The sequence below is a fragment of the Pseudorhodoferax sp. Leaf265 genome (assembly GCF_001422365.1).
In the GTDB taxonomy this organism is placed as follows: Bacteria; Pseudomonadota; Gammaproteobacteria; order Burkholderiales; family Burkholderiaceae_C; genus Pseudorhodoferax.
The window spans coordinates 98,582-121,925 of sequence record NZ_LMMT01000001.1; the positions used below are offsets into that span (position 1 = coordinate 98,582).

Sequence of the window (23,344 nt, forward strand, 5' to 3'; positions counted from 1 at the left end):
AGGAACAAGACGATGGAACAGTTCGATCACGACCTGCTGGTGCTCGGCGGCGGCAGCGGCGGCGTGCGCGCCGCACGCATGGCGGCCCAGCGCGGCGCGCGCGTGGCGCTCGTGGAGGCCGCGGCACTCGGCGGCACCTGCGTGAACGTGGGCTGCATCCCCAAGAAGCTCTACAGCTATGCCGCCGGCTATGCCGAGGCCTTCGAGGAGGCCGCGGGTTTCGGCTGGCGCGTGCCCGAGCCGCGCTTCGACTGGGCCGCGCTCAAGGCCAACCGCGCCCAGGAGATCGGCCGGCTCAACGGCATCTACCGCGACCTGCTCAAGGGTGCGGGCGTCGAGGTCGTCGAGGGCTGGGGCCTGCTGGCGGACGCGCACACGCTGCAGGTCGGTCCGCGCCGGCTGACCGGGCGCCACATCCTCGTCGCGACGGGCGGCACGCCCTTCATGCCCGAGATCGCGGGACGCGAGCTGGCCCTGAGTTCCGACCAGATGTTCGACCTCGACCCCTTCCCCAGGCGGCTGGTGGTGGTGGGCGGCGGCTACATCGCCTGCGAGTTCGCGTCCATCTTCCGCGGGCTCGGGGCCGAGGTCACGCAGCTGCAACGCGGCGGCCGCATCCTGACCTCGTTCGACCAGGACATCAGCCGCTTCCTCGCCTCCGAGATGGGCAAGACCGGCATCGACCTGCGCTTGAACGCCCAGGTCGAACGCATCGCCCGCACACCCAAGGGCCTGCACCTCACGCTGGCCGGTGGCGATCTGCTGGACGCCGACGCCGTGCTGTTCGCCACCGGCCGGCGCCCCAACACCGCCAACATCGGCCTGGAGGCGGCCGGCGTGCGGCTGGACGCGCAGGGCGCCGTGGTGGTGGATGCGCACTACCGCAGCAGCGCGCCGTCCATCTTCGCGCTGGGCGACGTGTCCACCGAGATGCAGCTGACGCCCGTGGCCACGGCCGAGGCCATGGCCTTGGTGGACCACCTGCTCGGCCCGGCGCCCGGCAAGGCCGCGCGCACGGTGTCCTACGAGTACATCCCGACGGCCGTCTTCACGCACCCGCCGGTCGGCACCGTGGGCTACACCGAGGAGGCCGCGCGCGCGAAGTTCGGCCGCGTCACGGTGTTCCGCACCGAGTTCAAGCCGCTGAAGCACACGCTGTCCGGACGCGGCGAGCGCACGCTCATGAAGCTCGTGGTCGATGCCGCGAGCGACCGCGTGGTCGGCCTGCACATGGTGGGCGCGGACGCCGGCGAGATCGTGCAGGGCTTCGCCGTGGCGCTGCGCGCGGGCGCCACCAAGGCGGTGTTCGACGGCACCATCGGCATCCACCCGACAGCCGCCGAGGAATTCGTGACCCTGCGGGAGCCCGCGCCCGAATAAGGCGTCGCCGGGGCGCTGCACAATGGGTGCATGCCCTATCTGCCGCCCTTCATCGCCCCGACGCTCTACACCGACCCTGCCGCTGCGCTGGCGCAGGTCCAGCGCATCTACGCGCAGCAGATCGAGCATCTGCGCGAAGCCATGGCGCGCTTCGTGGCCGGCGAGACGCTGCCCGGCCATGTGCGGGCCTGCTACCCCTTCGTGCGCGTGCACACCGAGACGCTGTCGCGCGCCAAGGTCGAGGACGAGCTCGACCGTCTGGCCTACGGCTTCGTGGCCGGCGCCGGCCGCTTCGAGACCACGCTGACGCGGCCCGACCTGTACGGCAACTACTACCTGGAGCAGTTCCGCCTGCTGCTGCAGAACCACCAGGTGCCGCTGGAGGTGGGCATCGGCAACCAGCCCATCCCGGTGCACTTCTCGTTCGCCGAGAACGACCATGTGGAAGGCAGCATGAGTGCGGAGCGCCGCGGCCTCATGCGCGACGTGTTCGACCTCCCCGACCTGGCGGCCATGGACGACGGCATCGCCAACGGCACCTACAACCCGCGCCCGGGCGAACCCCAGCCGCTGGCGCTGTTCACGGCGCCGCGCGTGGACTACTCGCTGCACCGGCTGCGCCACTACACCGGCACGGCACCCGAGTGGTTCCAGAACTTCGTGCTGTTCACCAACTACCAGTTCTACATCGACGAGTTCGTGCGCATGGGCCACGAGGCCATGGCCGACGAGAACAGCGAGTACATCGCCTTCATCGAACCGGGCAACGTGGTCACGCGCCGCAAGGACCTCGCGCCACAGGACATCGACGCCTTCGGCGCGCCGCCGCCGCGGCTGCCGCAGATGCCGGCCTACCACCTGATCCGGCCCGACCACACCGGCATCACCATGGTCAACATCGGCGTGGGCCCGGCCAACGCCAAGAACATCACCGACCACATCGCCGTGCTGCGCCCGCACGCCTGGATCATGCTGGGCCACTGCGCCGGCCTGCGCAACACCCAGCAGCTGGGCGACTACGTGCTGGCCCATGGCTACGTGCGCGAGGACCACGTGCTGGACGAGGAACTGCCGCTGTGGGTGCCGATCCCGGCGCTGGCCGAGATCCAGCTCGCGCTGGAGAAGGCCGTGCGCGACGTGACGAAGCTTGAGGGCCCGGAGCTCAAGGGCGTGCTGCGCACCGGCACCGTGGCCAGCACCGACAACCGCAACTGGGAGCTGCTGCCCGACAACAAGGCCCAGCTGCGCTTCAGCCAGAGCCGCGCCGTGGCGCTGGACATGGAGAGCGCCACCATCGCCGCCAACGGCTTCCGCTTCCGCGTGCCCTACGGCACCTTGCTGTGCGTGTCCGACAAGCCGCTGCACGGCGAGATCAAGCTGCCCGGCATGGCCAACCACTTCTACCGCGAGCGCGTGGACCAGCACCTGCGCATCGGCATCCGCGCGGCCGAGTTGTTGCGCGCCCAGGGCATCGACCAGCTGCACAGCCGCAAGCTGCGCAGCTTCGCGGAAGTGGCGTTCCAGTAAGCCGCTGTGCAGCTCGACGCGCTGTCCTTGATGACGGTGGCGATGGTCAACCTCGTCACCATCTCGCTGGCCCTGCCGCTCATCATGGGCAAAAGCCTGACGCCGGCCGCGCGCGCGGCGCAGCGCGCGCTGCTGCTGCTCACGGCCGGCTGGGCCTCGCTGGTGGCCTCCGAATACCTGGTGTCTTCCTATGTGCTGTCGGTGCTGTCCATGGCCGGCCTGTCCGCCAGCCTGGTGATGCTGCACCGCGCGCTGAGCGGCTGGCTGGGACCGCGCCCCGGCGCCCTGGCGCTCAAGGCGCTGGCCATCGCCATGCCGCTGGGTTATGCGTTCTCGTTCGCCCACTACCCGCTGCGTGTGGGCTGGTCCAACTTCCTGCTGGCGGCCATGCTCGTGCTGCTGGCGCGGGCGACGCTGGTCGCGCGCCGCCATGCCGGCCACCACTGGCGGCTGTTGCTGCTGGGCTGCTTCGCCACCATGGCGGTGCTGACCGCAGCGCGCGGCGTGCTGGGCGCGTTCTTCACATCGGCCTACCCGACCTTCCTCTCGCCCAACCCGGTCAACATCGCCGCCGCGGTGGCCGTCAACATGGCCGTGGTGCTGGGCACGGTGGCGCTGCTGGTAGCCTGGCGCGACGAGGCCGACGACCGGCTGCGCGCCATGGCCAACACCGACAGCCTGACCGGCCTGCCGAACCGCCGCGGCTTCATGGAGCGCGCCGAGGCGCTGTTCGCCAACGCCCAGCGCTACCGCCAGCCGCTCGCGGTGCTGATGCTGGACCTGGACCACTTCAAGCAGATCAACGACAGCTATGGTCACGACCGAGGTGACGACGCCCTGCGCCTGTTCGCCCGGATGCTGCGCGAGACGCGGCGCACCGGCGACCTGACCGGCCGGCTCGGCGGCGAGGAGTTCTGCGTGGTGCTGCCTTCCAGCCAGCGCGACACGGCCAGCGGTTTCGACCAGCGCCTGCGCGCACGGCTGCAGCAGCGCAGCGAGGAAGAGCTGGGCTTCGCGCTGTCCTACAGCGCCGGCGTGGCCGCCATGACCGATGGCGACGCCACGCTGGCCGGCCTGCTGGCGCGCTCCGACGCCGCGCTGTACGAGGCCAAGCACGGTGGCCGTGGCCGGCTGCTGATGGGCGACAGCGGTTCCGGCCACACGGTGGTCTGAACCTGCGGCCGGTGGCGCCGCTGGTAGCATCCGCCGATGTTCGAACAGCTTTCTCCCTTCCTGATCCACTGGGCCATCACCGCCCTGTCGCTGTGGGTCGCCAGCCACATCTTCCGCGGCGTGAAGTTCGACAGCACCGGTGCGCTCGTCGTGTCGGCCCTGCTGCTGGGCTTTGCCAACGCCATCGTCAAGCCGCTGCTCATCGTGCTGACGCTGCCGCTCACGCTCGTGACCTTCGGGCTGTTCCTGCTGGTCATCAACGCGCTGGTGATCCTGCTCGTGGCCGCGCTGGTCAAGGGCTTCCGCGTCTCGGGCTTCTGGACTGCGGTGTTCGCGAGCCTGTTCGTCTCGGTGCTGAGCCTGGTGATCGGCTCCTTCATCGGCGGCAGCGACCCGGCCCAGCAGATCCAGATGCCGCAGGGCACCGGCAACTGGCTGTAGCCGGGCAAGTCGGGCACTATCGCGCAGCCGTCACCGGCGTGCTGCGCAGCACCTCGGCCAGTCCATCCTTCCACCACCGGGCCTGCCCGGTCGTGCCATGGCCGCTGGTCTGCGCGCTGGCCGGAATCAACAGGATGCGGCCGTTCTTCACGCGGCGCATGCCCTGCTCCAGCAGGCCCAGCTCCGGCAGGTTGCGCTCGTCGTCGGCCGAATTGATCGCCAGCACGGTGGCCTCGATGCGCTCCAGCTGGCCCGAGGCGTCGTAGTCGCGCGAGGCGTCCCACTGGTACAGGTGGTCGTTGGCGTCGCCGACGGCGGGCGCGGCCAGCTGCCGGTCCACCAGCGCGTCGGCCTGCGTCCGCGTCGGCGCATCGTTCTGCAATTTCTGCGTGCCGCCGCTCGTTGCGAGGCCGAAGTAGGCCAGCGCAAAACCCAGGCCCGGCGGCTGTGCGGTGTAGTTGCCGTTGGCCCAGGCCGGATCGCGCTTGATCGATTCGATCAGCAGCCGTCGCATCATCCAGTTTCGCCCCGACATGGCCGCCGGCACGGACGCCATGGGCACGGCGATGTCCATGTAGCCCGGGTACTTCTGGGCCCACATCCACACCTGCATGCCGCCCATGGAGTTGCCCAGCACCATGCGCACATGGCCCAGGCCCAGGTGTTCGCGCACGAGGCGGTACTGGGCCTGCACCATGTCGTCGTAGTTGTACTTGGGAAAGGCCATGCGCAGGCCGTCGGACGGCTTGCTGGACGCACCTGCACCGATCGCGTCGGGCAGGATGATGTAGTACCTGCGCGCGTCGAGCGGCTGGCCGGGGCCGAACAGCTCGCCAGCGAAACCCGGCGTCAGCATGCGGTCGCCCGATCCCGCCGTGCCATGCAGCACCACCACGGGTTCGCCCTTGGGATCGCCCACCGTGGTGTAGCCCAGCCGCAGTTGCGGCAGCACCTCCCCGGTGTGGAAGCGGAAGTCGTTGACCACCCATTCCTTCTTCTGCGGCGCCGGAAAGTCCGCGGCGCCTGCCGCGCCGGCAACGACCATGGGCAGCGCGAGCGCCGCGCCGAGAAGAGGAATGCGCATGGGGTGTCTCCTGGTTGTGGGTTCAGGCTGCCAGGGACTTCATCTCCGCGTACAGATCAGCCTTGCCCTCGAAGCCGATGCCCGGCAGCTCCGGCATCGTAATGTGGCCCGCCTCCACGCGCACGCCGTCCGGGAAGCCGCCGTAGGGCTGGAACAGGTCGGGGTAGGACTCGTTGCCGCCCAGGCCCAGGCCGGCCGCGATGTTGAGCGACATCTGGTGGCCGCCATGCGGAATGCAGCGGCGCCAGGACCAGCCGTAGCTTTTCAGCATCTCCAGCGTGCGCAGGTACTCCACGAGGCCGTAGCTCAGCGCGCAGTCGAACTGCAGCCAGTCGCGGTCCGGACGCATGCCGCCGTAGCGGATCAGGTTGCGCGCGTCCTGCATCGAGAACAGGTTCTCGCCGGTGGCCATCGGGCCGTCGTAGTGCTCGGCCAGGCGCGCCTGCAGCTCGTAGTCCAGAGGATCGCCGGCCTCCTCGTACCAGAACAGCGGGTACTGGCGCAGCGCCTTGGCATAGGCGATGGCGGTCTCCAGGTCGAAGCGGCCGTTGGCGTCCACGGCCAGCTGGCAGCCGGGTGGCAGCATCTTGAGCACGGCCTCGATGCGTGCGCAGTCCTCGGCCAACGGCGCGCCGCCGATCTTCATCTTGACCACCGTGTAGCCGCGGTCCAGGTAGCCCTGCATCTCGGCCGTCAGGCCCTCCAGGCCCTTGCCCGGGTAGTAGTAGCCGCCGGCCGCATAGACGAACACGCGCGGGTCGGCCTGGGTGCCCTGGCGCTCGGCCAGCAGGCGGAACAGCGGCTTGTTCTCGATCTTGGCCACTGCGTCCCACACCGCCATGTCGATCGTGCCCATGGCCACCGAGCGCTCGCCATGGCCGCCCGGCTTCTCGTTCTTGAACATCGTGGACCAGACCTTGTGCGCATCGATGTTGTCGCGCGCGTCGTCGCGCAGGCTGTCGGGCGCGGCCTCCAGGATGCGCGGCGCGAAGCGCTCGCGGATCAGCCCGCCCTGGCCGTAGCGGCCGTTGGAGTTGAAGCCGTAGCCGACCACCGGCTTGCCGTCGCGCACGACGTCGGTGACCACGGCCACGAGGCTCAGCGTCATCTTGGAGAAGTCGATGAAGGCATTGGCGATCGGCGAGGCGATCGGGGCGGTACGTTCGAGGATGTTGACGATGCGCATGGCGGGTTCCTGTTGAAGTGGGTCGATGCTAGGGAAGATCCTGGAATCTCTGAAGTGGTATGTTTTCTCTCGTGGAGTTCCTTTTGGAGATGGCATGCATCCATTCGATCCGGTTTCCCTGCGCCTGTTCGTCGCCGTCTGCGAGGAGCGCAACATCGCGCTGGCCGCGCAGCGCGAGGCCATCGTGCCTTCGGCCGTCAGCAAGCGCATCGCGCAGATGGAGGCCCGGGCCGGCACACCGCTGCTGGCGCGCGGCCGCCGCGGCGTGGCCCTGACGCCGGCCGGCGAGACGCTGTGGCGCTACGCGCGCGAGGCGCTGCAGCTGCTCGAGCGCATGCAGGCCGAACTCACGGCCTATGCCGAGGGGGTGCAGGGCCAGGTGCGGGTCTTCGCCAGCATGTCGGCGCTGGCGCAGTTCCTGCCGGCCGACGTGGGCCGCTTCGCGCGCGAGTACGCCCAGGTGCGCGTGAGCATGGAGGAGCGCGAGATCTGGGAGGTGGTGCGCGGCGTGGAGGAAGGCCGGGCCGACATCGGCGTGTGCTGGGACGCGGTGGACCTGGGCCGCCTGCAGCGCTTCGCCTACCGCGAGGACCGTCTGGCCGTGGTGCTGCCCGCGGGCCACGCACTGGCCGGCCGCAAGCGCCTGCGCTTTGCCGACACGCTGGACCACGAGCATGTGGACATCCTGGGCCGCAGCATCATGAAGACCACGCAGCAGCGCCAGGCCGCGATCGCCGGCAAATCGCTGCGCACGCGGCTGCAGGTCGCCACGGTGGACGCGGCCTGCCGCATCGTCGCCGCGCAGTTGGCGCTGGCCATCGTGCCGCGCGAAGAGGCGCGGCTGTTCGAGCAGCCCCTGGGCCTGGTGGTCGTGCCGCTGGCCGACGACTGGGCCAGGCGGCGCTTCGTGCTGGCGGTGCGCGATGCCAGGACGCTCACGCCAGCGGCACGGTTGCTGCTGGACAGCCTGCGCGCCGGCACCGGCCAGCCGGCCGGCTGAACGCCTCTCAGGCCAGGCGACGCCGCGCTCGCGCGGCCGGCGCGGCCGTGGCCGGCAACGCGAAGGGGGGCAGGGGCCGCGCCATCACCTCGGCCGCGTCGGCCGGCGCCATGCCCAGGCCGCACAGCACCATCTGCAGCAGCTCGGACACATAGGCCTGCGGGGCGGCCACCTCGCCCTGGGCGATGCGCGTCATGGCGCGCAGACAGGTGCCGAACACCATGTCGATGGCGGCCTCCTCGTCCGCCACCCGGAAGCGCCCCTGCGACCGGGCCAGCCGCAGGTCGCCCAGCGAGTAGGGCTTGATCAGTTCGATGACCTGCGGGAACGCCATGGACAGCTGCATCAACAGCAGCGCCCAGGCCGGACTGGTCTCGCCCAGCCACAGGAAGCGGCGCATGCCGATGCTCATGCGCTGGGCGCCGTCCTCGATGCCCTGGTAGCTCTGCACCACGCGCTCGTTGAGCGTGGTGGACAAGGCCACGGCCAGGGCCTCGAAGATCTCCTCGCGCGTGCGGAAGTGGTTGTAGACGGTGCCCGGCGCCATGCCGGCCACGCGCGCGATCTCCTGGATGCTGGTACCGGCCAGGCCGCGCGCCGACAGCACCTGTACCGCCGCCTGCAGCAGCTGGCGCCGGGTGCGCTCGCGCTTGAGCGGGCGCTCGCCATCCTCAGGAAGGAGGAAATGCGCAAGCGGCTCCGGCAGAGCCGGCATTGACGACCATCCAAAAACGGGTTCAGAATTCATTTTTGAATAGCCAATTCAATTTTGCTTTCTTCATCACTTTTTAGGAGGATACCGCAATGGCCATGCCCCTTCGCCTCGCCTACCTCGTGTTCGAGGTCCGCAAGCCCGCGCGCTGGCAGCGCTTCATGCAGGAGATGTTGGGTCTGCCCGCGCCCACGCTGCATGCCGACGGCAGTGCCGGCTGGCGCGTGGACGAGGCCTGCCAGCGCCTCGTGACCGTGCCAGGCACCCACGACGACCTGCTGGCGCTGGGCCTGGAGTGCACCGATGCCGCCGAACTCGACCGACTGCTCGAACGCCTGCGCGACGCCGGCCACGCCCCCCGGCCGGCCGACTTGGCCCTGTGCCGCCAGCGCGGCGTGCGCGCGCTGTGGTGGCTGCACGATCCCGCGCAGGGACGGGTCGAGCTGTGCCTGGGCCTGGAGCAGGCCGCCACGCCGTTCACCAGCGCGGCCTTTCCCGACGGCTTCGAGACCGGCGCCCTGGGCCTGGGCCACGTGGTACTGGTCGCGCACGAACTGCCGGCCATGGAAGCCTTCTACAGCCTGCTGGGCTTCGGCGTGACGGAGCGGCTGGACACGCGCGTCGGCCCCGTCCGCATGCGCGGCACCTTCCTGCACTGCAACCGGCGCCACCACTCGCTGGCCCTGTTCGACCTGCCCGGGTCCCAGCGCATCCACCATTTCATGCTGCAGGCACGTGCCACGCGCGACGTGGGCCGCGCCTTCGAACGCGCCGAAGCGCTGGGGGTGCCGCTGGCGCTCGAGCTGGGCCAGCACCCCGATCCGGACGGCACCTTCTCGTTCTACGGCGAAACGCCATCGGGCTTCGCTTTCGAGATCGGCGCGCAGACGCGCGAGATCGACCCCGCCTGCTGGCGCACCATGCACACGCAGCAGACCAGCGCCTGGGGCCACCGGCCGCGGCTGCGCCTGAAGCTCAAGATGGCCCGCGAACTGCTCAAGGCCCGCCTGCGCGGACGCCAGCCGCGCAGCGCCGCGCGTGGAGAAGCGCTGTGAGGCCCTGGCTGCGCCGCAGCCTGTGGGGCGCGCTGGGGCTGGCGCTGCTGGCTGGCGTGGCCGTGGCGGCCGGCATGCGGCTGGCCGAGCGCAAGATGCAGCGCCAGCTGGCGCTGCAGGTGGCCGATGTGCCCCTGCGCGAGGATGCGGCCAGCGTGGAACGCGGGCGCTACCTGTTCGCCTCGCGTGGCTGTGTCGACTGCCACGGCGCCAACGGCGCCGGCCGCACCTTCATCGACGACCCGAACGGCATGCTGGTGCGCGGGCCCAACCTGACAGCCGGCGCGCACAGTGCCGTGCAGGGCTACCGCAGCATCGACTGGGTGCGCATCGTGCGCCATGGCGTCAAGCGCGACGGCCGGCCCGCGCTGGTCATGCCCAGCGAAGACTACAACCGCCTCACCGACGACGACCTGGCCGCGCTGGTGGCCCATGTGCGCCAGCTGCCACCGGTGGACGGCGAGCCCGGCGCCGTGCGCCTGCCGCCACCCGTCAAGCTGCTCTATGCACTGGGTGTGGTGCAGGATGCCTACGAGAAGATCGACCACCGCCTGCCGCCGCAGCAGCCGGTGGCCGAAGGCGTGACGCCCGCGCACGGTGCCTACGTGGCCAACATGTGCCTGGGCTGCCATGGCCCCGGCCTGTCGGGCGGCAGGATCCCCGGCGGACCGCCGGACTGGCCCGCGGCCTCGAACCTGACCTCGGGCGAGGGCAGCGTGATGCCGCGTTACGCCAGTGCCGAGCAGTTCCGCCGCATGCTGTCCACGGGCAAGCGCCCGGACGGCACGGCCGTGAGCCCGGTGATGCCGTTCGGCTCGCTGCAGGCCATGAGTGCCACCGACGCCGACGCGCTGTACCTGTACCTCAAGGCGCTGCCGCCCCGGCCCGCGGGAGGGCGCTGACCGGCGCGGCGCGGGCCGACAACGCTCAGACCGGATTGGGCGAAGGCGGCTGGGGCTGCACCGGCGGCATGGGTTGCGCCGGGCCGGGCGGCAGCGGCCGCTCGGCCAGGCCCTGCGAGACCGACAGCGGCGGCTCGCCGCCGCGCAGCTCGGTCCGCGTGAGCGGCAGGTGCTCGGGGTACTCGCGGGCGATGAAGGCGATCAGCCCTTCGCGCAGGAAGCAGCGCAGGTCCCAGGCCTTGCCCGAATCGGACGCCGTGCACAGCAGCCGCAGCTGCATGGTCCGCTCGGTGGTGTCGGTCACCTGCAGCAGGCACAGCCGCTTGTCCCAGTGCGGCGAGGCTTCGCACAGGCGCTGCGCCTCGGCCCGCAGCGGGGCCAAAGGCAACCGGTAGTCCACCCACAGGAATACCGTGCCGATGATGTCCGAGCTGGTGCGCGTCCAGTTCTGGAACGGGTTCTCGATGAACCAGCGCAGCGGGATGATGAGCCGGCGCTGGTCCCAGATGGCCAGCACCACGTAGGTGCCGGTGATGGCCTCGACGCGGCCCCACTCGCCCTGCACGATCAGCACGTCGTCGATGCGGATCGGCTGCGCCAGCGCCAGCTGCAAGCCGGCGATCAGGTTGCCGAAGACCGGCTGCGCGGCCATGCCGACCACCAGGCCGACCACGCCGGCGGACGCCAGCAGGCTGGTGCCGAACTGGCGGGCGCCCGGAATGGTCATCAGCATCAGCGCCACGCCGGCCAGGCCCACCACGACCATGACGGTGCGCGACAGCACCTTGGCCTGGGTATGGATGCGCCGCGCATGCAGGTTGTCCGCCACGTTCAGCGGGTGTTGGTCGACCACGCCCTGGCCCACGCCGGCCACCGCGCGCAGCCCGACCCAGGTCAGGCAGGCCAGCAACAGCAGGCTGTTGAGCTGGCGGATGGAGCCGATCAGGGGGATGTCGTCGGGCGCGCCCTGCCACACCACCTGCAAGGCCAGGAACATGAGCCACCAGCGCGCGGCCGGCCGCACGAAACGCACCACGGTCGAGGCCACCGGCATGCCGCGCGTGACGCGCGCGAGCACCAGCGCGCCGGCTCGGTGGACGATCCAGGCGAGCACCACGGCGACCGCCGCAGCCGCCAACAAGCCCAGCGCCGACGAATCGGTCCAGGCCAACAAAGCATTCCATTGCGTCTGCATAGCCGCGGCATGCTAGCCGCGGCGGCAAAGGGCTTTCGGAAGCCGAGAAATGGCTGGTATCCCCGGCAGGCCCAGGATGACGCGCGTGCAGCCCGAACGCGTTCTGCCGCTGCGTGGCCATGGCCACCATGCCGGTGTCTTGCAGGCGCGGGCTCACCTCGCTGAACCAGACCTGTTCGCCCTTGACGAACAACTCCACGCCGAACCGGCCCAGGCCGGCGGGCTGGCCGTCCAGGCCGCGGCCCAGGTCGTCGGTCACCGCCTTGGCGATGGCGCAGGCCCTCCGCCGCGTGGCGCGCGCCCCGGGCTGCCCACGTACTGGTGCAGTTCCGCGATCTCGTCGATGCAGCCTGCGATCATGTCGATGAAGCCGCGCAGCTTGCGCGCCATGAAGCGCTGCTTCTGGTAGACCGCATAGACCCGCAGCGGCTCGGTGTGCCACCCCGGCAGCACCACGCGCAGGCCACCGGCCTGCACCTCCGGCGCACAGAAGAAGTCCGGTAGCGCGGCGATGCCCAGGCCGTCGAGGCAGAAGGTCTTCAGCACCCAGTAGTCGTTGGTGTCCGCGGCGACGCGCGGGGTCCAGGTGAAAGACGCGTCGCGCCCATTCAGTTGCAGCCCGGCCCGGCCCGCCAAGCGTTCGCGCAGCACCACCGCCACATGGTCCGCCAGGTCGGCGGGGCGTTGCGGCGGCGCGTGGCCCGCCAGGTAGCGCGGGCTCGCGTACAGGCTGTAGGCCAGGCGGCCGAGCGGCTTGGCCACGAGGTGGGGCAGGTCTGGCGGCTCCGAGCAGAGGTAGCAATCCACCGTGTCGATGGCCGGCGAGGCCGGCCGGTCCGCAATCGCCAGCGTGCAGCGCACGTTCGGGTGCTGGTCGATATAGCGGCGCACCATGCCGCACAGGAAGGTGGTGCTGAAGTGGGTGTCGGTCAGCACCGTCAGGCTGCCCGCGTCGCCACTGGCCATGTCGCGCACCTGGGCCTGTGCCGAGGCCAGGCCGTCCTGCAGCTGCACCAACAATTGCTCGCCATGGGCATGGAAGGCGCGGCCGGCCTCGGTGGGCGACAGGCGCCGCGCCGAGCGCACGACCAACTGCACGCCGAGCAGTTCCTCCAGCCGTGCGACCTGCCGGCTCAGCGTGGCCTTGGGCACGCCGCTGTCGACCGCGGCCCGGGTCAGGCTGCCGCTGCGCATCAGCAGCACGAAGGCTTCCACCAGTTTGATGTCCATGGGGCTGTTCCATTTTTGGGACGATTGTTCCCGGTCAGTGGCCTATGCGTGCAAGCGGCGCGCCAGTACGCTGACCGCCATGAGCACGACACCCGACCACGATCCCCTGCGCCACGAATGGCTGCCGGTCGCCAATGCCTCTGACATCTGCGTGCAGCAGCCGCTGGCGTTCACGCTGGCGGGCGAGAAACTGGTGGCCTGGCGCGACACCGCCGGCCAGGCCCATGTCTGGCGCGACCGCTGCCCGCACCGCGGCGCAGCGCTGTCGCTGGGCCAGGTGGTGGGCGACACGCTGGTCTGCCCGTACCACGGCTGGGTCTTCGGCGGCGATGGCCGCTGCCAGCGCATGCCGGCCCATCCCGGTTTCGAACCGCCCGCCAAGGCCGCCGCCCGTGCGCTGGCGGTGCGCGAGCGCTACGGCATCGTGTGGGCCTGCCTGGACGATCCGGCGCGCGAACTGGCGCTGTTCCCAGAATACGACCTGCCGGATGCCCGCTGCATCCATCTCGCGCCGCTGGAGGTGCGGACCTCGGCGCCGCGCCTGGTGGAGAACTTCCTGGACATGGCCCACTTCGCATTCGTGCATGGCGGCATCCTGGGCGACCTCGCGCACACCGAAGTGCGCGGCTACGCGGTCGAGAGTTCGCCGCAGGGCGTCATCGCGCGCGACTGCTTCGCCTGGCAACCGGCCGGCTTTCCGGGCCAGGAGGGCGACGAGGTCGAGTACGTCTACGAGGTGCGCCGGCCGATCGTCGCCATGCTGACCAAGCGCACGGCGCCGCGGCCTGGCGCCGTGCCCGAGGTGCTGCACCTGCTGCTGGCGCTGGCGCCCGTGGACGAGTGCCGCACGCGCGCCTGGCTGGTCAGCGTATTCGATGGCAACACCAGCGCATCGGACCAGGCTCTGCACGACTTCAACGCGGAGATCTTCCAGCAGGACGTGCCGATCGTCGAGTCGCAGTCGCCGCGCTGGCTGCCGCTGGAGCCTGGCGCCGAACTGCCGCAGGCGGCCGACCGGATGTCCATCGCCTACCGGCGCTGGCTGGTCCAGGGCGGCTGGTCCTACGGCACATCCCTGGGCCGCGCGGCCCGCCAGGCGGCTGCCTGATCCCTTTCCACCGACGACCACGAAGACAGCATGGCACCCGATACCTTTCCTTTCCCCTCGACCCGCCGGCAGCTGCTGCGCAACAGTGGCGCCCTGGCGCTGGCTGGCGCCGGCCTGCCGGCACTGGCCCAGGCGGCGCCGCTGAAGGTCGGCATCGTCTACGTGTCGACGCTGGGCGCGGTCGGCTGGACCCGGCAGCACGACCTGGCGCGGCGTGCCATGGAGCAGGCGTTCCCAGGCCGCCTGCAGGTCAGTGCCGTGGAGGGCATGTCCAACCCGGTCGATGCGGCGCGCGTGTTCCGCGAACTGGCCGCCAGCGGCCACAAGCTGGTGATCGGCACCAGCTTCTCGCACATGCAGCCCATGCTGCAGGCGGCGGCCGATTTCCCGGACGTCGCCTTCGAGCATTGCTCCGGCCTGAAGACGCTGGCCAACCTGGGCACCTTCGAGGCCCGCTACTTCGAGGGCACCTACCTGGCCGGTGTGCTGGCCGGTGCCATGAGCAAGAGCGGCACCATCGGCTTCATCGGCGGCTTTCCGGTGCCCGACATCGTGGGGCCGGCCAACGCCCTGCTGATCGGCGCGCGCAGCGTGAACCCCGCCATGCGCTGCCGCACCCTGTGGCTCAATTCCTGGTACGACCCGCCGAAGGAGCAGAGCGCGGCCACCACGCTGCTGAACGCCGGCGCCGATGTGCTGGTCTCCATGACCGACACCGCCACCACGGTCAAGGTGGGCGAGGAGCGCGGCGCCTGGACCATCGGCTATGCCAGCGACATGCGCTCCGTCGGGCCGACGCGCCAGCTCACCGCGTTCACGCTGGACTGGGCGCCGGTCTACATCGATGCGGCGCGGCGCGTGCTCGAGGGCCGCTGGAAGCCGTCCGAGCGCTGGCTGGGCCTGCAGTCCGGCGTGGTGAAGATGGCGCCCTACAACCCCGCGGTGCCGGCCGCCACGCTGGCCCAGGTCGCCGAGCGTGAACGCGCCATCGCGCAGGGCCGCCTGCACCCATTCGCGGGGCCGTTGCGGGACACGGCCGGCAAAGTGCGGGTCGCCGCCGGCGAGACACTGGCCGAGGCGCAGATCCGCGGCATCGACTGGCTGGTCTACGGCATGGTGGGCTCGCTGGGCTGACGCGGCCCCTTGGCTGCTCAGGCGGTGCGGGGCCGCACCAGCGCGGCGGCGCGCTTGGCATTCACGCGGGCCTGCTCGACGTCGGCATCGCGCGCCAGCAGCACGCCCATGCGGCGCTTGACGAAACTTTCGGGCTTGCCGAACAGGCGGATCTCGGTGCCCGGCACCTGCAGCGCCTCGGCCACGCCGTCGAACACGATGCCCTGGGCATCCACGCCGCCATAGACCACGGCGCTCGCGCCCGGGCTCTTGAGGCTGGTGTCCACGGGCAGGCCCAGGATGGCGCGCGCGTGCAGCTCGAACTCGTTCTGCCACTGGGTGACCATGGTCACCATGCCGGTATCGTGCGGGCGCGGGCTGACTTCGCTGAACCAGACCTGCTCGCCCTTGACGAACAACTCCACGCCGAACAGGCCCAGGCCTGCGGGCTGCCCGTCCAGGCCGCGGCCCAGGTCGTCGGTGACGGCCTTGGCGATGGCGCGGGCCTTCTCCAGCGCGGCCGGGTGCATGGGGTGCGGCTGCCAGCTCTCCACGTAGTCGCCGCTGACCTGCACATGGCCGATGGGGTCGCAGAACTGCGTCTGCACGCTGCCGTCGGCGGCGCGCGCGCGCACGGTCAGCAAGGTGATCTCGTAGTCGAAATCGATGAAGCCTTCGACGATCACGCGGCCATGGCTCACGCGGCCACCGGCCATGGCGACCTCCCAGGCCTTGCGCACATCGGCCGGTCCGTCGATCTTGCTCTGGCCCTTGCCCGAGCTGCTCATGACGGGCTTGACCACGCAGGGGTAGCCGATGCCCGCATCGATGGCAGCTTGCAGTTCCTCGAAGGAATCACAGAACTTGTAGGGGCTGGTCGCCAGGCCCAGCGTTTCGGCGGCCAGGCGGCGGATGCCTTCGCGGTCCATGGTCAGCCGCGCGGCGCGTGCCGTGGGCACCACGCGCACGGTGCCTGCCGCTTCCAGTTCGGCCAGCGCGGGCGTGGCGATGGCTTCGATCTCGGGCACGACCCAGTCGGGCTTTTCCTTTTCGATCAGCGCCTTGAGCGCGGCCGGATCGCTCATCGCGATGGTGTGGGCGCGGTGCGCGACCTGCTGGCCGGGCGCGTTGTCGTAGCGGTCCACCGCGATGGTCTCCACGCCCAGGCGCTGCAGCGCGATCAGCACCTCCTTGCCGAGTTCGCCGGAGCCCAGCAGCATGACGCGCGTGGCGTGGGGGGACAGGGGGGTGCCGAAGGTGGTCATGGTGTGTGCGCGCAGGACTGGAGGAAGCGCGCGATTATCAATCCAGCTTGGCGCCCGAGGCCTTGACCGCGGCAGCCCAGCGCGGCATCTCGGCGGCCAGGAACTTGCCGAAGTCCGCGCTGCCCAGGTAGGCCGGATCCGCGCCCTGCGCCACCATGCGGCTGCGCACCTCGGGGTTGTTCAGCACCTGGCCGAAGGCCTCGCTGAGCTTGGCGGTCACATCGGCCGGCAGCCCGGCCGGCGCCAGGAAACCGTAGAAGCCCACGACCTCGAAACCCTTGAAGCCCGACTCGATCACGGTGGGCACCTCGGGCAGTGCCGGGTTGCGCTCGCGGCTCGTGACGGCCAGCGCACGCACCTTGCCCTGCTTGGCATAGGCGGCGGCCTGCGGAATGGACTCGGCCATGAACTGCACCTGCCCGGCCATGAGGTCGGTGAAGGCCGGCGCGCTGCCACGGTAGGGGATGTGGACCATGAACAGCCCGGCCGCGTTCTTGAACATCTCGGGCACCAGGTGGCTGATGCCGCCGTTGCCGGCCGAGCCGTAGTTGACCTGGCCGGGCTTGGCTTTCGCGTAGTCGGCGAACTCCTTGAGCGTCTTGACGGGCAGCTGCGGCGTGACCAGCAGCGCCAGCGGTTGCATGGCCGTTCGCGCGATCGGCGTGAAGTCCTTGAGCGTGGCGTAGGGCAGGCGGCTGTACAGCGCTGGGTTGATGACCATCACACCGGTGTTGGCCAGCATCAGCGTGTAGCCGTCGGGCGCGGCCTTCATCACGTCCTGCGCACCCACGGTACCGCCCGCGCCGGACTTGTAGTCGACCACGATGGGCTGGCCCAGCACGGCCTGCAGCTTGTCGGCCAGCAGGCGCGCATGCTGGTCCAGCGGGCCGCCGGCCGGAAAACCGATGACGATGCGGATGGGCTTGTCGGGGAAGGCGGCCTGGGCCGTGGCCGCCGCCAGCAGGGCGAAGGCCGTCACGGCCAGATGGCGAAATCGCATGGAATGTCTCCTGGGGGAACGGGTTCTGCCGGCATCATCGCAGGCTTTCGCGGCCGGTCCGCGCCCGGTCTGCCGCACGGCGGTCAGGCCTGCGGCGCCCGCCCGCCCTGCACAGGATCCACCCCGGCCAGCGGCAGCCACACCGTGACGCGCAAGCCCCGGCCATCGGCCGTGGCGCTGTCCAGCGCGATGCGCCCGCCGTGCCGCTCGACCACCGCGCGCACGATCGACAGGCCCAGCCCGCTGCCGGTCTGCAGTTGGTCCGGGTCGCGGTAAAAGCGGTCGAACACGCGCGCGCGCAAGGCCGGCGCGATGCCGGGCCCCTGATCCTGCACGCACAGCATGGCCTGCCCCTGGTCGCGTGCGAGCGAGACCAGCACCACACCTGCCGCGGGGCTGTACTTGGCGGCGTTCTCGACCAGGTTGTCGACCATGGAGGTCAGGCCTTCGCGCTCGCCGTGCACGCACAGATCGGCATCGCACACGTCCAGCGCGAACTCCACTGCGCGGGCCTGGGCCAGGACCGACAGCGCCGCGAGCCGGTCCTGCAGCAGCGCGTCGAGCGCCAGGCGCTCGTGCACCATGGCATGCGCATCGGCGCTGCTGCGCATGAGCCGCAGCAACTGGCCCACGAGCCGCGTCGCACGGTCGTTGCTGCGCGAGACGCCCTGCAGCAGCTCGCTCTGGCGCGGCGTGAGCTCGGGCTGCGCGAGCACGGCTTCCACATTCACGCGCATGGCCGCGATCGGTGTGCGCAGCTCGTGCGCCGCATCGGCGATGAAGTTGCGCTCGCGCGTGGCGCTGTCGCGCAGGCGGTGCATGAGACCGTTGACGTTGTCCACGAGCGGGCGCAACTCCCGGTGGCGCGGCACGAAGGCCAGCGGCGCGAGGTCCTGCGGGCCGCGCGCGGCGATCTCGCGGCCCACGTCGCGCCATGGGCGCAGTGCCAGGCGGATCGACAGCCAGGCCGGCAGCAGCAGCAGGGGCGTGCAGATGACCAAAGGCATCAGGTAGTAGCCGCGGGAGTTGAAGGTCATGAGCAGCTGCTTGGCATCGGCCGGCATGGCGAGCATCACGCGCGTGTCCGAGTGCTCGGATTGCCGCGTGCTCGCGCGCCAGCGCTTGTCCTGCGCGAGCAGGGTCTCGACCGTGTTGAGCCGGCTGTTGCGCAACTCGGCGGGCACATCGTCGGCGCGGTAGATCAGGCGCCCCGCCTGCCAGACCAGCAGGCGTGGCAGGATGGGGGAGTCGCTGGTGTCGCCGGCTTCGTGCTCGTCGTTGTAAGCCTCGCGCAGCGCGCGTTCCATCGCCGCCAGGCTGGCCTGCTGGCGCTCCGGCTGGTCGGCGAGGCTCTCGGCCACCGAGGCGATGGCCTGGAAGGTGGCACGCGCGTCGTGCAGGCCGTCGCTGTTCAAGGCCTCCGCGAGCAGCAGGCCCACCGCAATGCTCCAGAGCAGGCCCAGCATGGCCATCTGCGCGAGCAGCAGCCGGCGCACCAGCGTGGGCTGCGTCCAGCGCGCCCAGGCGGCGCGCCAGCGGCCGCCCGCCGCGTTCACGCGCGCCCTCCCGCAGGCGGCGCGGCCTGGTCGATCACGTAGCCGACCCCGCGCACCGTGCGGATGTAGCCCTCGCCGATCTTGCGCCGCAGGTTGGACATGTGGACGTCCAGCACATTGCTCTCGTTGGTCTGTGCGCCCGGCAGCACCTGCTCCTGCAGGAAGCGGCGCGTGACCACGCGGTCCACGCGCTTGAGCAACAGGCACAGCAGCTCGAACTCCGAGCGCGACAGCTCCACGGGCCGGTCCTGCACGCGCACGCGCCGCGTCGGCAGGTGCAGCGAGAGGCCGCGCACCTCGACCAGGCCGTCGGCGACACCGTAACTGCGCCGCACGAGCGCGCGCACGCGCGACAGCAGCTCCGCGAGCATGAAGGGCTTGACCAGGTAGTCGTCGGCGCCGCCGTCCAGGCCGCGCAAGCGGTCGTCCAGCGTGTCGCGCGCGCTCAGGATCAGCACCGGCAGGCCCTGGCGCTCGCGGCGCAGGCGGGCCAGCAGCAGGAGGCCGTCGCCATCGGGCAGGCCCAGGTCCAGCAGCACGAGGTCGCACAGCCCGGCCTCCAGCTCGCGCGCCGCGTCGCTGGCGCGCCGGACCCAGACCACCGCCATGCCCTGGTCCTGCAAGGCGATGCGCACGCCGTTGCCCAGATCGAGGTCGTCTTCCACGAGCAGGATGTTCATGGCGCGCAATCTATCCGGACCGGGTGAAGAACACCTGAAGGCGCGGCGCCGGCTGAGCTTCATCCAATCTTCAGGCAACGCTGAGGCGGCGTTCAGCTTGCGCTTCGAGACTGCCCGGACCGCAGGAGCTGCGCCGCCACGGCCCTCCTGTCGGACCACCACACCACCAACCTGGAGAACCATTCCCATGCCACCTCGTTCCTGCATCGCCCTGTCCGCCCTGCTGCTGGCCACTGGTGCGACTGCCCTGCATGCGGCCGAACCCATGCGCGACAGCGCGTTCTACGCCGGCGCCACGATGGGCGCCTCGCGCTACAGCCTGCATTCGGCCAGCACGCCGACGCCGCCGGGTGGCCTCCAGCGCGACACCCACGGCACGGCCTTCAAGCTCTACGGCGGCTACCGCCTGACCGAGCATTTCGGCGCCGAACTGGGCTATGCGCACCTGGGCCGCGCCAAGCAATGGACCATGGTCAACGGCACAGCGTTGCGCGACGAAGGCAAGGGCCGCGCGTTCTACGCCGCAGCCACCGCGCAGCTGCCGCTCGGCGATGCCTTCGTGCTGCACGGCCGCCTGGGCGTGGCGCGCGGCAAGGTGACGGGTGGCGGCACGCAGGTCCCCGCGACGCAGGGCCTGGCGGGCAGCGCCACGGGCGCGATCGTGGGCATCGGCGCCGAGTACAAGCTGACGCCCACCATGTCGCTCACCGGCGACTACGACCACTTCATCAAGCTGTCACGCCAGGCCAAGGGCGGCATGCTGACGGTGGGCCTGCGTGCGAACTTCTGAACGACCCGGCGCGCGCCCATGATGCCCATCGTCTGGACCGGCAGGCCCCGGTTCCCGCTGATCCTGCGCGCAGTGGCGGTCCACCGGCTGGTCGGCGGCCTGCCATCGCACAAGCCGCCCCGCGCCGGGGAACAGCCGCCCCACGACACGCCCGTGCCCCCGGCCAGCACGCTGGCGCTTCAGCCCGGCGCAGCGGCCTCGCCGGCCGCACCTGCCGTGCCGCCAGCGCCACCGGCCGGGGCCGGCGCTGCGAACCAGCGCTCCACCAGCCGCACGAAGAAGCTGGCGCCCATGGGCAGCAAGGCGTCGTTGAAGTCGTAGCTGGGGTTGTGCACGAGGCAGGGCCCGTCGCCGTGGCCGGGCAGGCGGTGTTCGCCGTCGCCGTTGCCGATGAAGGCGTAGCAGCCTGGCACCTGCTCGAGCATGAACGAGAAGTCCTCGGCCGCCATGATGGGCACCTGCGTGACCACGTTCGGCGCGCCGAACACGGCCTCGGCCACGCGGCGCGCGAACGCGCTCTCGGCCGCGTGGTTCACGGTGGACGGGTAGTTGCGCCTGAACTCGAACTGTGCCGTGGCACCGAACACCGCGGCCTGGTGGTCGGCCACCTCGCGCATGCGGCGCTCGATGAGGTCCAGCGTCTCGGCCGTGTAGGCGCGCACCGAGCCCTGCATCACGCACTGGTCGGGGATCACGTTGGCAACCTCGCCAGCGTGGACCATGGTGACCGAGATCACGGCCGTCTCCAGCGGCTTCTTGTTGCGGCTGATGATGGTCTGGAAGGCCTGCATCATCGCGCCGGCCACGGGGATGGGGTCGATCGCCAGGTGCGGCATCGCGGCATGGCCGCCCTTGCCGCGGATGGTCACCTTGAACTCGTTGTTGGAGGCCAGCACCGGGCCGGCCGAGACCGCGAACTGGCCGACCGGGATGCCCGGCATGTTGTGCATGCCGAACACGGCCTCGCACGGGAACCGGTCGAACAGCCCTTCGCGCAGCATCTCGCGCGCACCGCCGCCATGCTCCTCGGCCGGCTGGAAGATCAGGTGCACGGTGCCGTCGAAGCCGCCCGCGTCGCGCAGCCGCGCAAGCTCCTGCGCCGCGCCCAGCAGCATGGTGGTGTGGCCGTCGTGGCCGCAGGCGTGCATCTTGCCGGCGTGGCGGCTGGCATGCGCGAAGCGGTTGTGCTCGGCCATGGGCAGCGCGTCCATGTCGGCGCGCAGGCCGATGCTGCGCGGCGAGGTGCCGCAGCGCACGGTGCCGACCACGCCGGTCTTGCCGAGGCCGCGGTGGATGGGGATGTTCCAGCGCGTGAGCAGCTCGGCCACGCGGTCGGCCGTGCGCGTCTCCTCGAACGCCAGTTCGGGGTGGGCATGGATGTCGCGGCGCACGGCCTGCAGGGTCTCGTGCTCGGCGACGATGGTGTCGATCAATTGCATGTCGTTTTCCACGGCGCGGTGCGCCACGGCCCCAGCCAGCGGGGGCCGCCGGGGAGTCTGCCATAGGCCGCGCCGGCTATGCTGCGTCCATGACCTCCTGCACGCCCCTCCTGATCCTGCGCCACGCCGATGTGCTGGTGACCATGGACGACCAGCGCCGCGAGATCAGGGACGGCGCCGTCGTGGTGCAGGGCCCGGCCGTGGCCTGGGTCGGCCCCAGCGACGCGCTGCCGGCGCCGTACGCCGAGGCGCTGGCCGCGGGCCGCGCCGAGGCCATCGACCTGCACGGCCATGTGCTGATGCCGGGCCTGGTCAACACGCACCACCACATGGTCCAGAGCCTCACGCGCGCGGTGCCCGAGGCGCAGGACGCCGAGCTGTTCGGCTGGCTCGGCAGCCTGTACCCACTGTGGGCGCGGCTCACGCCGGAGATGGTCCAGGTGTCGACCAAGACGGCGATGGCCGAGCTGCTGCTGTCGGGCTGCACCACCACCAGCGACCACCTGTACCTGTATCCGAACGGCAGCCGGCTCGAGGACGCGATCGAGGCCGCGGCCGCCATGGGCATGCGCTTCCACGCCGCGCGCGGCAGCATGAGCGTGGGCCGCAGCGCCGGCGGTCTGCCGCCCGACGAGGTGGTCGAGCGCGAGGACGCGATCCTGGCCGACAGCCAGCGCCTGATCGAGCGCTGGCACGACCCGGCGCGCCACGCCATGCTGCGCATCGTGCTGGCGCCCTGCTCGCCGTTCTCGGTCTCGCGCGACCTCATGCGCGCCTCGGCCGCGCTGGCGCGCGCCACCGGCGTCTCGCTGCACACCCACCTGGCGGAGAACGACAACGACATCGCCTACTCGCGCGAGAAGTTCGGCATGACGCCGGCCGAGTACGCAGAGGACCTGGGCTGGGTCGGCCGCGATGTCTGGCATGCGCACTGCGTCAAGCTGGACGAGGCCGGCATCCGCTTGTTCGGCCGCACCGGCACGGGCGTGGCGCACTGCCCCTGCAGCAACATGCGTCTGGCCTCGGGCATCGCATCCGTGGGCGCGATGCGCCGGGCCGGCGTGCCCGTGGGCCTGGGCGTGGACGGCAGCGCGAGCAACGACGGCGCCCACATGCTGGGCGAGGCACGCCAGGCGCTGCTGCTCGCGCGCGTGGGCTTCGGGCCGGCCGCGATGACGGCGCGCGAGGCACTGGAGATCGCCACGCGCGGCGGCGCCCAGGTGCTGGGCCGCGACGACATCGGCGCGCTGGCGCCCGGCATGTCGGCCGACCTCGTGGCCTTCGACCTGCGCGGCGTGGGCCATGCGGGTGCCGGCCACGACCCGGTCGCGGCGCTGGTGTTCTGCCAGCCGGCCAACGCCGCGCTGTCGGTCATCCACGGCCGCGTGCGCGTGCGCGATGGGCAGCTGGTGGACCGCGAACTGGCCCCGCTGCTGGAACGGCACCGCGCGCTCGCGCAGCAGTTGGTCGAGGCGGCGCGGCATCCGCACACCGCGTAGCCGCCCACG

21 protein-coding genes and 1 pseudogene are annotated in these 23,344 nt (G+C 71.0%); 11 read left to right on the forward strand and 11 right to left on the reverse strand.

What is annotated here, in order from left to right; all coding sequences use genetic code 11:
• The first annotated feature begins 12 nt into the window (after positions 1-12).
• Genes gorA through ASF45_RS00510 form a run of 4 tightly spaced genes read left to right on the forward strand, consistent with a single transcriptional unit; the run spans position 13 to position 4,521 of the window.
• Complete coding sequence (gene gorA, locus ASF45_RS00495) at positions 13-1,380, forward strand: glutathione-disulfide reductase (RefSeq protein WP_056655249.1); 1,368 nt, start codon at positions 13-15, stop codon at positions 1,378-1,380.
• 30 nt (positions 1,381-1,410) lie between these two features.
• Positions 1,411-2,907: an AMP nucleosidase gene (locus tag ASF45_RS00500; RefSeq protein ID WP_056655251.1), complete on the forward strand. Its 1,497-nt coding sequence runs from the start codon at positions 1,411-1,413 to the stop codon at positions 2,905-2,907.
• Positions 2,908-2,913: 6 nt separating this feature from the next.
• The gene (locus ASF45_RS00505; RefSeq protein ID WP_056655254.1) at positions 2,914-4,080 is read left to right on the forward strand and encodes a GGDEF domain-containing protein; all 1,167 of its coding nucleotides are present in this window, start codon (positions 2,914-2,916) and stop codon (positions 4,078-4,080) included.
• A 36-nt stretch (positions 4,081-4,116) separates the two neighbouring features.
• Positions 4,117-4,521, forward strand: a complete 405-nt coding sequence (locus ASF45_RS00510; protein WP_056655256.1) for a phage holin family protein — start codon at positions 4,117-4,119, stop codon at positions 4,519-4,521.
• Positions 4,522-4,537: 16 nt separating this feature from the next.
• On the opposite strand, the gene ASF45_RS00515 is transcribed toward ASF45_RS00510, so the two are convergent.
• The gene (locus ASF45_RS00515) at positions 4,538-5,605 is read right to left on the reverse strand and encodes an alpha/beta fold hydrolase (RefSeq protein WP_056655259.1); all 1,068 of its coding nucleotides are present in this window, start codon (positions 5,603-5,605) and stop codon (positions 4,538-4,540) included.
• 22 nt (positions 5,606-5,627) lie between these two features.
• Positions 5,628-6,791, reverse strand: a complete 1,164-nt coding sequence (locus tag ASF45_RS00520) for a mandelate racemase/muconate lactonizing enzyme family protein (RefSeq protein WP_056655262.1) — start codon at positions 6,789-6,791, stop codon at positions 5,628-5,630.
• A gap of 94 nt (positions 6,792-6,885) precedes the next feature.
• On the opposite strand from ASF45_RS00520, the gene ASF45_RS00525 reads away from it, so the two are divergent.
• On the forward strand, positions 6,886-7,791 hold the full coding sequence (locus ASF45_RS00525; RefSeq protein WP_056655265.1) for a LysR family transcriptional regulator: 906 nt from the start codon (positions 6,886-6,888) through the stop codon (positions 7,789-7,791).
• Positions 7,792-7,798: 7 nt separating this feature from the next.
• On the opposite strand, the gene ASF45_RS00530 is transcribed toward ASF45_RS00525, so the two are convergent.
• Positions 7,799-8,506, reverse strand: coding sequence for a TetR/AcrR family transcriptional regulator (locus ASF45_RS00530; RefSeq protein WP_056655268.1), 708 nt, complete (start codon positions 8,504-8,506; stop codon positions 7,799-7,801).
• Positions 8,507-8,595: 89 nt separating this feature from the next.
• On the opposite strand from ASF45_RS00530, the gene ASF45_RS00535 reads away from it, so the two are divergent.
• Entirely contained in the window at positions 8,596-9,558 is a 963-nt protein-coding gene (locus ASF45_RS00535; RefSeq protein WP_056655271.1) for a VOC family protein, read from the forward strand.
• Positions 9,555-10,460: a cytochrome c gene (locus tag ASF45_RS00540; protein ID WP_056655274.1), complete on the forward strand. Its 906-nt coding sequence runs from the start codon at positions 9,555-9,557 to the stop codon at positions 10,458-10,460. Before ASF45_RS00535 ends, ASF45_RS00540 begins: the two co-directional genes overlap by 4 nt.
• A gap of 25 nt (positions 10,461-10,485) precedes the next feature.
• Here ASF45_RS00540 and ASF45_RS00545 read toward each other — a convergent pair whose 3' ends face one another.
• The 3 genes and pseudogenes from ASF45_RS00545 to ASF45_RS00550 form a co-directional block, all read right to left on the reverse strand.
• Positions 10,486-11,655 carry a mechanosensitive ion channel domain-containing protein gene (locus tag ASF45_RS00545; protein ID WP_082550728.1) on the reverse strand — a complete coding sequence of 390 codons (1,170 nt, stop codon included), beginning with the start codon at positions 11,653-11,655 and terminating at the stop codon, positions 10,486-10,488.
• Positions 11,656-11,718: 63 nt separating this feature from the next.
• A pseudogene (locus ASF45_RS34925) lies at positions 11,719-11,938 on the reverse strand (ATP-grasp domain-containing protein); the annotation flags it as partial.
• Positions 11,911-12,885, reverse strand: a complete 975-nt coding sequence (locus tag ASF45_RS00550) for a LysR family transcriptional regulator (protein ID WP_056655277.1) — start codon at positions 12,883-12,885, stop codon at positions 11,911-11,913. The gene ASF45_RS00550 and the pseudogene ASF45_RS34925, both read right to left, overlap by 28 nt.
• A 79-nt stretch (positions 12,886-12,964) precedes the next feature.
• Here ASF45_RS00550 and ASF45_RS00555 point away from each other — a divergent pair, with 79 nt between their 5' ends.
• Both ASF45_RS00555 and ASF45_RS00560 read left to right on the forward strand, forming a co-directional pair.
• Positions 12,965-13,993 (forward strand): aromatic ring-hydroxylating dioxygenase subunit alpha, encoded by a 1,029-nt coding sequence (locus tag ASF45_RS00555; RefSeq protein ID WP_056655280.1) that lies wholly within the window; start codon positions 12,965-12,967, stop codon positions 13,991-13,993.
• Positions 13,994-14,023: 30 nt separating this feature from the next.
• Entirely contained in the window at positions 14,024-15,127 is a 1,104-nt protein-coding gene (locus ASF45_RS00560) for a BMP family ABC transporter substrate-binding protein (RefSeq protein ID WP_056655284.1), read from the forward strand.
• A gap of 17 nt (positions 15,128-15,144) precedes the next feature.
• On the opposite strand, the gene purT is transcribed toward ASF45_RS00560, so the two are convergent.
• From purT to ASF45_RS00580, 4 genes are all read right to left on the reverse strand, one after another.
• On the reverse strand, positions 15,145-16,371 hold the full coding sequence (gene purT / locus ASF45_RS00565; protein ID WP_056655287.1) for a formate-dependent phosphoribosylglycinamide formyltransferase: 1,227 nt from the start codon (positions 16,369-16,371) through the stop codon (positions 15,145-15,147).
• A gap of 37 nt (positions 16,372-16,408) precedes the next feature.
• Entirely contained in the window at positions 16,409-17,371 is a 963-nt protein-coding gene (locus ASF45_RS00570; RefSeq protein WP_056655290.1) for a tripartite tricarboxylate transporter substrate binding protein, read from the reverse strand.
• An 83-nt stretch (positions 17,372-17,454) separates the two neighbouring features.
• Positions 17,455-18,927, reverse strand: a complete 1,473-nt coding sequence (locus ASF45_RS00575) for a HAMP domain-containing sensor histidine kinase (RefSeq protein ID WP_056655293.1) — start codon at positions 18,925-18,927, stop codon at positions 17,455-17,457.
• A complete protein-coding gene (locus ASF45_RS00580; RefSeq protein WP_056655297.1) occupies positions 18,924-19,607 on the reverse strand; it encodes a response regulator in 684 nt (227 codons plus the stop codon). The genes ASF45_RS00575 and ASF45_RS00580 overlap by 4 nt, the downstream gene beginning before the upstream one ends.
• A 187-nt stretch (positions 19,608-19,794) precedes the next feature.
• Here ASF45_RS00580 and ASF45_RS00585 point away from each other — a divergent pair, with 187 nt between their 5' ends.
• Complete coding sequence (locus ASF45_RS00585; protein ID WP_056655299.1) at positions 19,795-20,397, forward strand: porin family protein; 603 nt, start codon at positions 19,795-19,797, stop codon at positions 20,395-20,397.
• A 179-nt stretch (positions 20,398-20,576) separates the two neighbouring features.
• On the opposite strand, the gene ASF45_RS00590 is transcribed toward ASF45_RS00585, so the two are convergent.
• A complete protein-coding gene (locus ASF45_RS00590; protein WP_056655303.1) occupies positions 20,577-21,836 on the reverse strand; it encodes a M20 aminoacylase family protein in 1,260 nt (419 codons plus the stop codon).
• Positions 21,837-21,925: 89 nt separating this feature from the next.
• On the opposite strand from ASF45_RS00590, the gene ASF45_RS00595 reads away from it, so the two are divergent.
• On the forward strand, positions 21,926-23,335 hold the full coding sequence (locus ASF45_RS00595) for an 8-oxoguanine deaminase (RefSeq protein ID WP_056655306.1): 1,410 nt from the start codon (positions 21,926-21,928) through the stop codon (positions 23,333-23,335).
• The last annotated feature ends 9 nt before the right edge of the window (positions 23,336-23,344 follow it).

Coding starts and splice junctions, on each gene's coding strand:
- ASF45_RS00570 (WP_056655290.1), bottom strand. CDS start 17,371: ATGCGATTTCGCCATCTGGCCGTGACGGCCTTCGCCCTGCTGGCGGCG.
- ASF45_RS00530 (WP_056655268.1), bottom strand. CDS start 8,506: ATGCCGGCTCTGCCGGAGCCGCTTGCGCATTTCCTCCTTCCTGAGGAT.
- ASF45_RS00510 (WP_056655256.1), top strand. CDS start 4,117: ATGTTCGAACAGCTTTCTCCCTTCCTGATCCACTGGGCCATCACCGCC.
- purT (WP_056655287.1), bottom strand. CDS start 16,371: ATGACCACCTTCGGCACCCCCCTGTCCCCCCACGCCACGCGCGTCATG.
- ASF45_RS00550 (WP_056655277.1), bottom strand. CDS start 12,885: ATGGACATCAAACTGGTGGAAGCCTTCGTGCTGCTGATGCGCAGCGGC.
- ASF45_RS00515 (WP_056655259.1), bottom strand. CDS start 5,605: ATGCGCATTCCTCTTCTCGGCGCGGCGCTCGCGCTGCCCATGGTCGTT.
- ASF45_RS00595 (WP_056655306.1), top strand. CDS start 21,926: ATGACCTCCTGCACGCCCCTCCTGATCCTGCGCCACGCCGATGTGCTG.
- gorA (WP_056655249.1), top strand. CDS start 13: ATGGAACAGTTCGATCACGACCTGCTGGTGCTCGGCGGCGGCAGCGGC.
- ASF45_RS00535 (WP_056655271.1), top strand. CDS start 8,596: ATGGCCATGCCCCTTCGCCTCGCCTACCTCGTGTTCGAGGTCCGCAAG.
- ASF45_RS00545 (WP_082550728.1), bottom strand. CDS start 11,655: ATGCAGACGCAATGGAATGCTTTGTTGGCCTGGACCGATTCGTCGGCG.
- ASF45_RS00590 (WP_056655303.1), bottom strand. CDS start 21,836: ATGCAATTGATCGACACCATCGTCGCCGAGCACGAGACCCTGCAGGCC.
- ASF45_RS00525 (WP_056655265.1), top strand. CDS start 6,886: ATGCATCCATTCGATCCGGTTTCCCTGCGCCTGTTCGTCGCCGTCTGC.
- ASF45_RS00520 (WP_056655262.1), bottom strand. CDS start 6,791: ATGCGCATCGTCAACATCCTCGAACGTACCGCCCCGATCGCCTCGCCG.
- ASF45_RS00580 (WP_056655297.1), bottom strand. CDS start 19,607: ATGAACATCCTGCTCGTGGAAGACGACCTCGATCTGGGCAACGGCGTG.
- ASF45_RS00560 (WP_056655284.1), top strand. CDS start 14,024: ATGGCACCCGATACCTTTCCTTTCCCCTCGACCCGCCGGCAGCTGCTG.
- ASF45_RS00555 (WP_056655280.1), top strand. CDS start 12,965: ATGAGCACGACACCCGACCACGATCCCCTGCGCCACGAATGGCTGCCG.
- ASF45_RS00585 (WP_056655299.1), top strand. CDS start 19,795: ATGCCACCTCGTTCCTGCATCGCCCTGTCCGCCCTGCTGCTGGCCACT.
- ASF45_RS00500 (WP_056655251.1), top strand. CDS start 1,411: ATGCCCTATCTGCCGCCCTTCATCGCCCCGACGCTCTACACCGACCCT.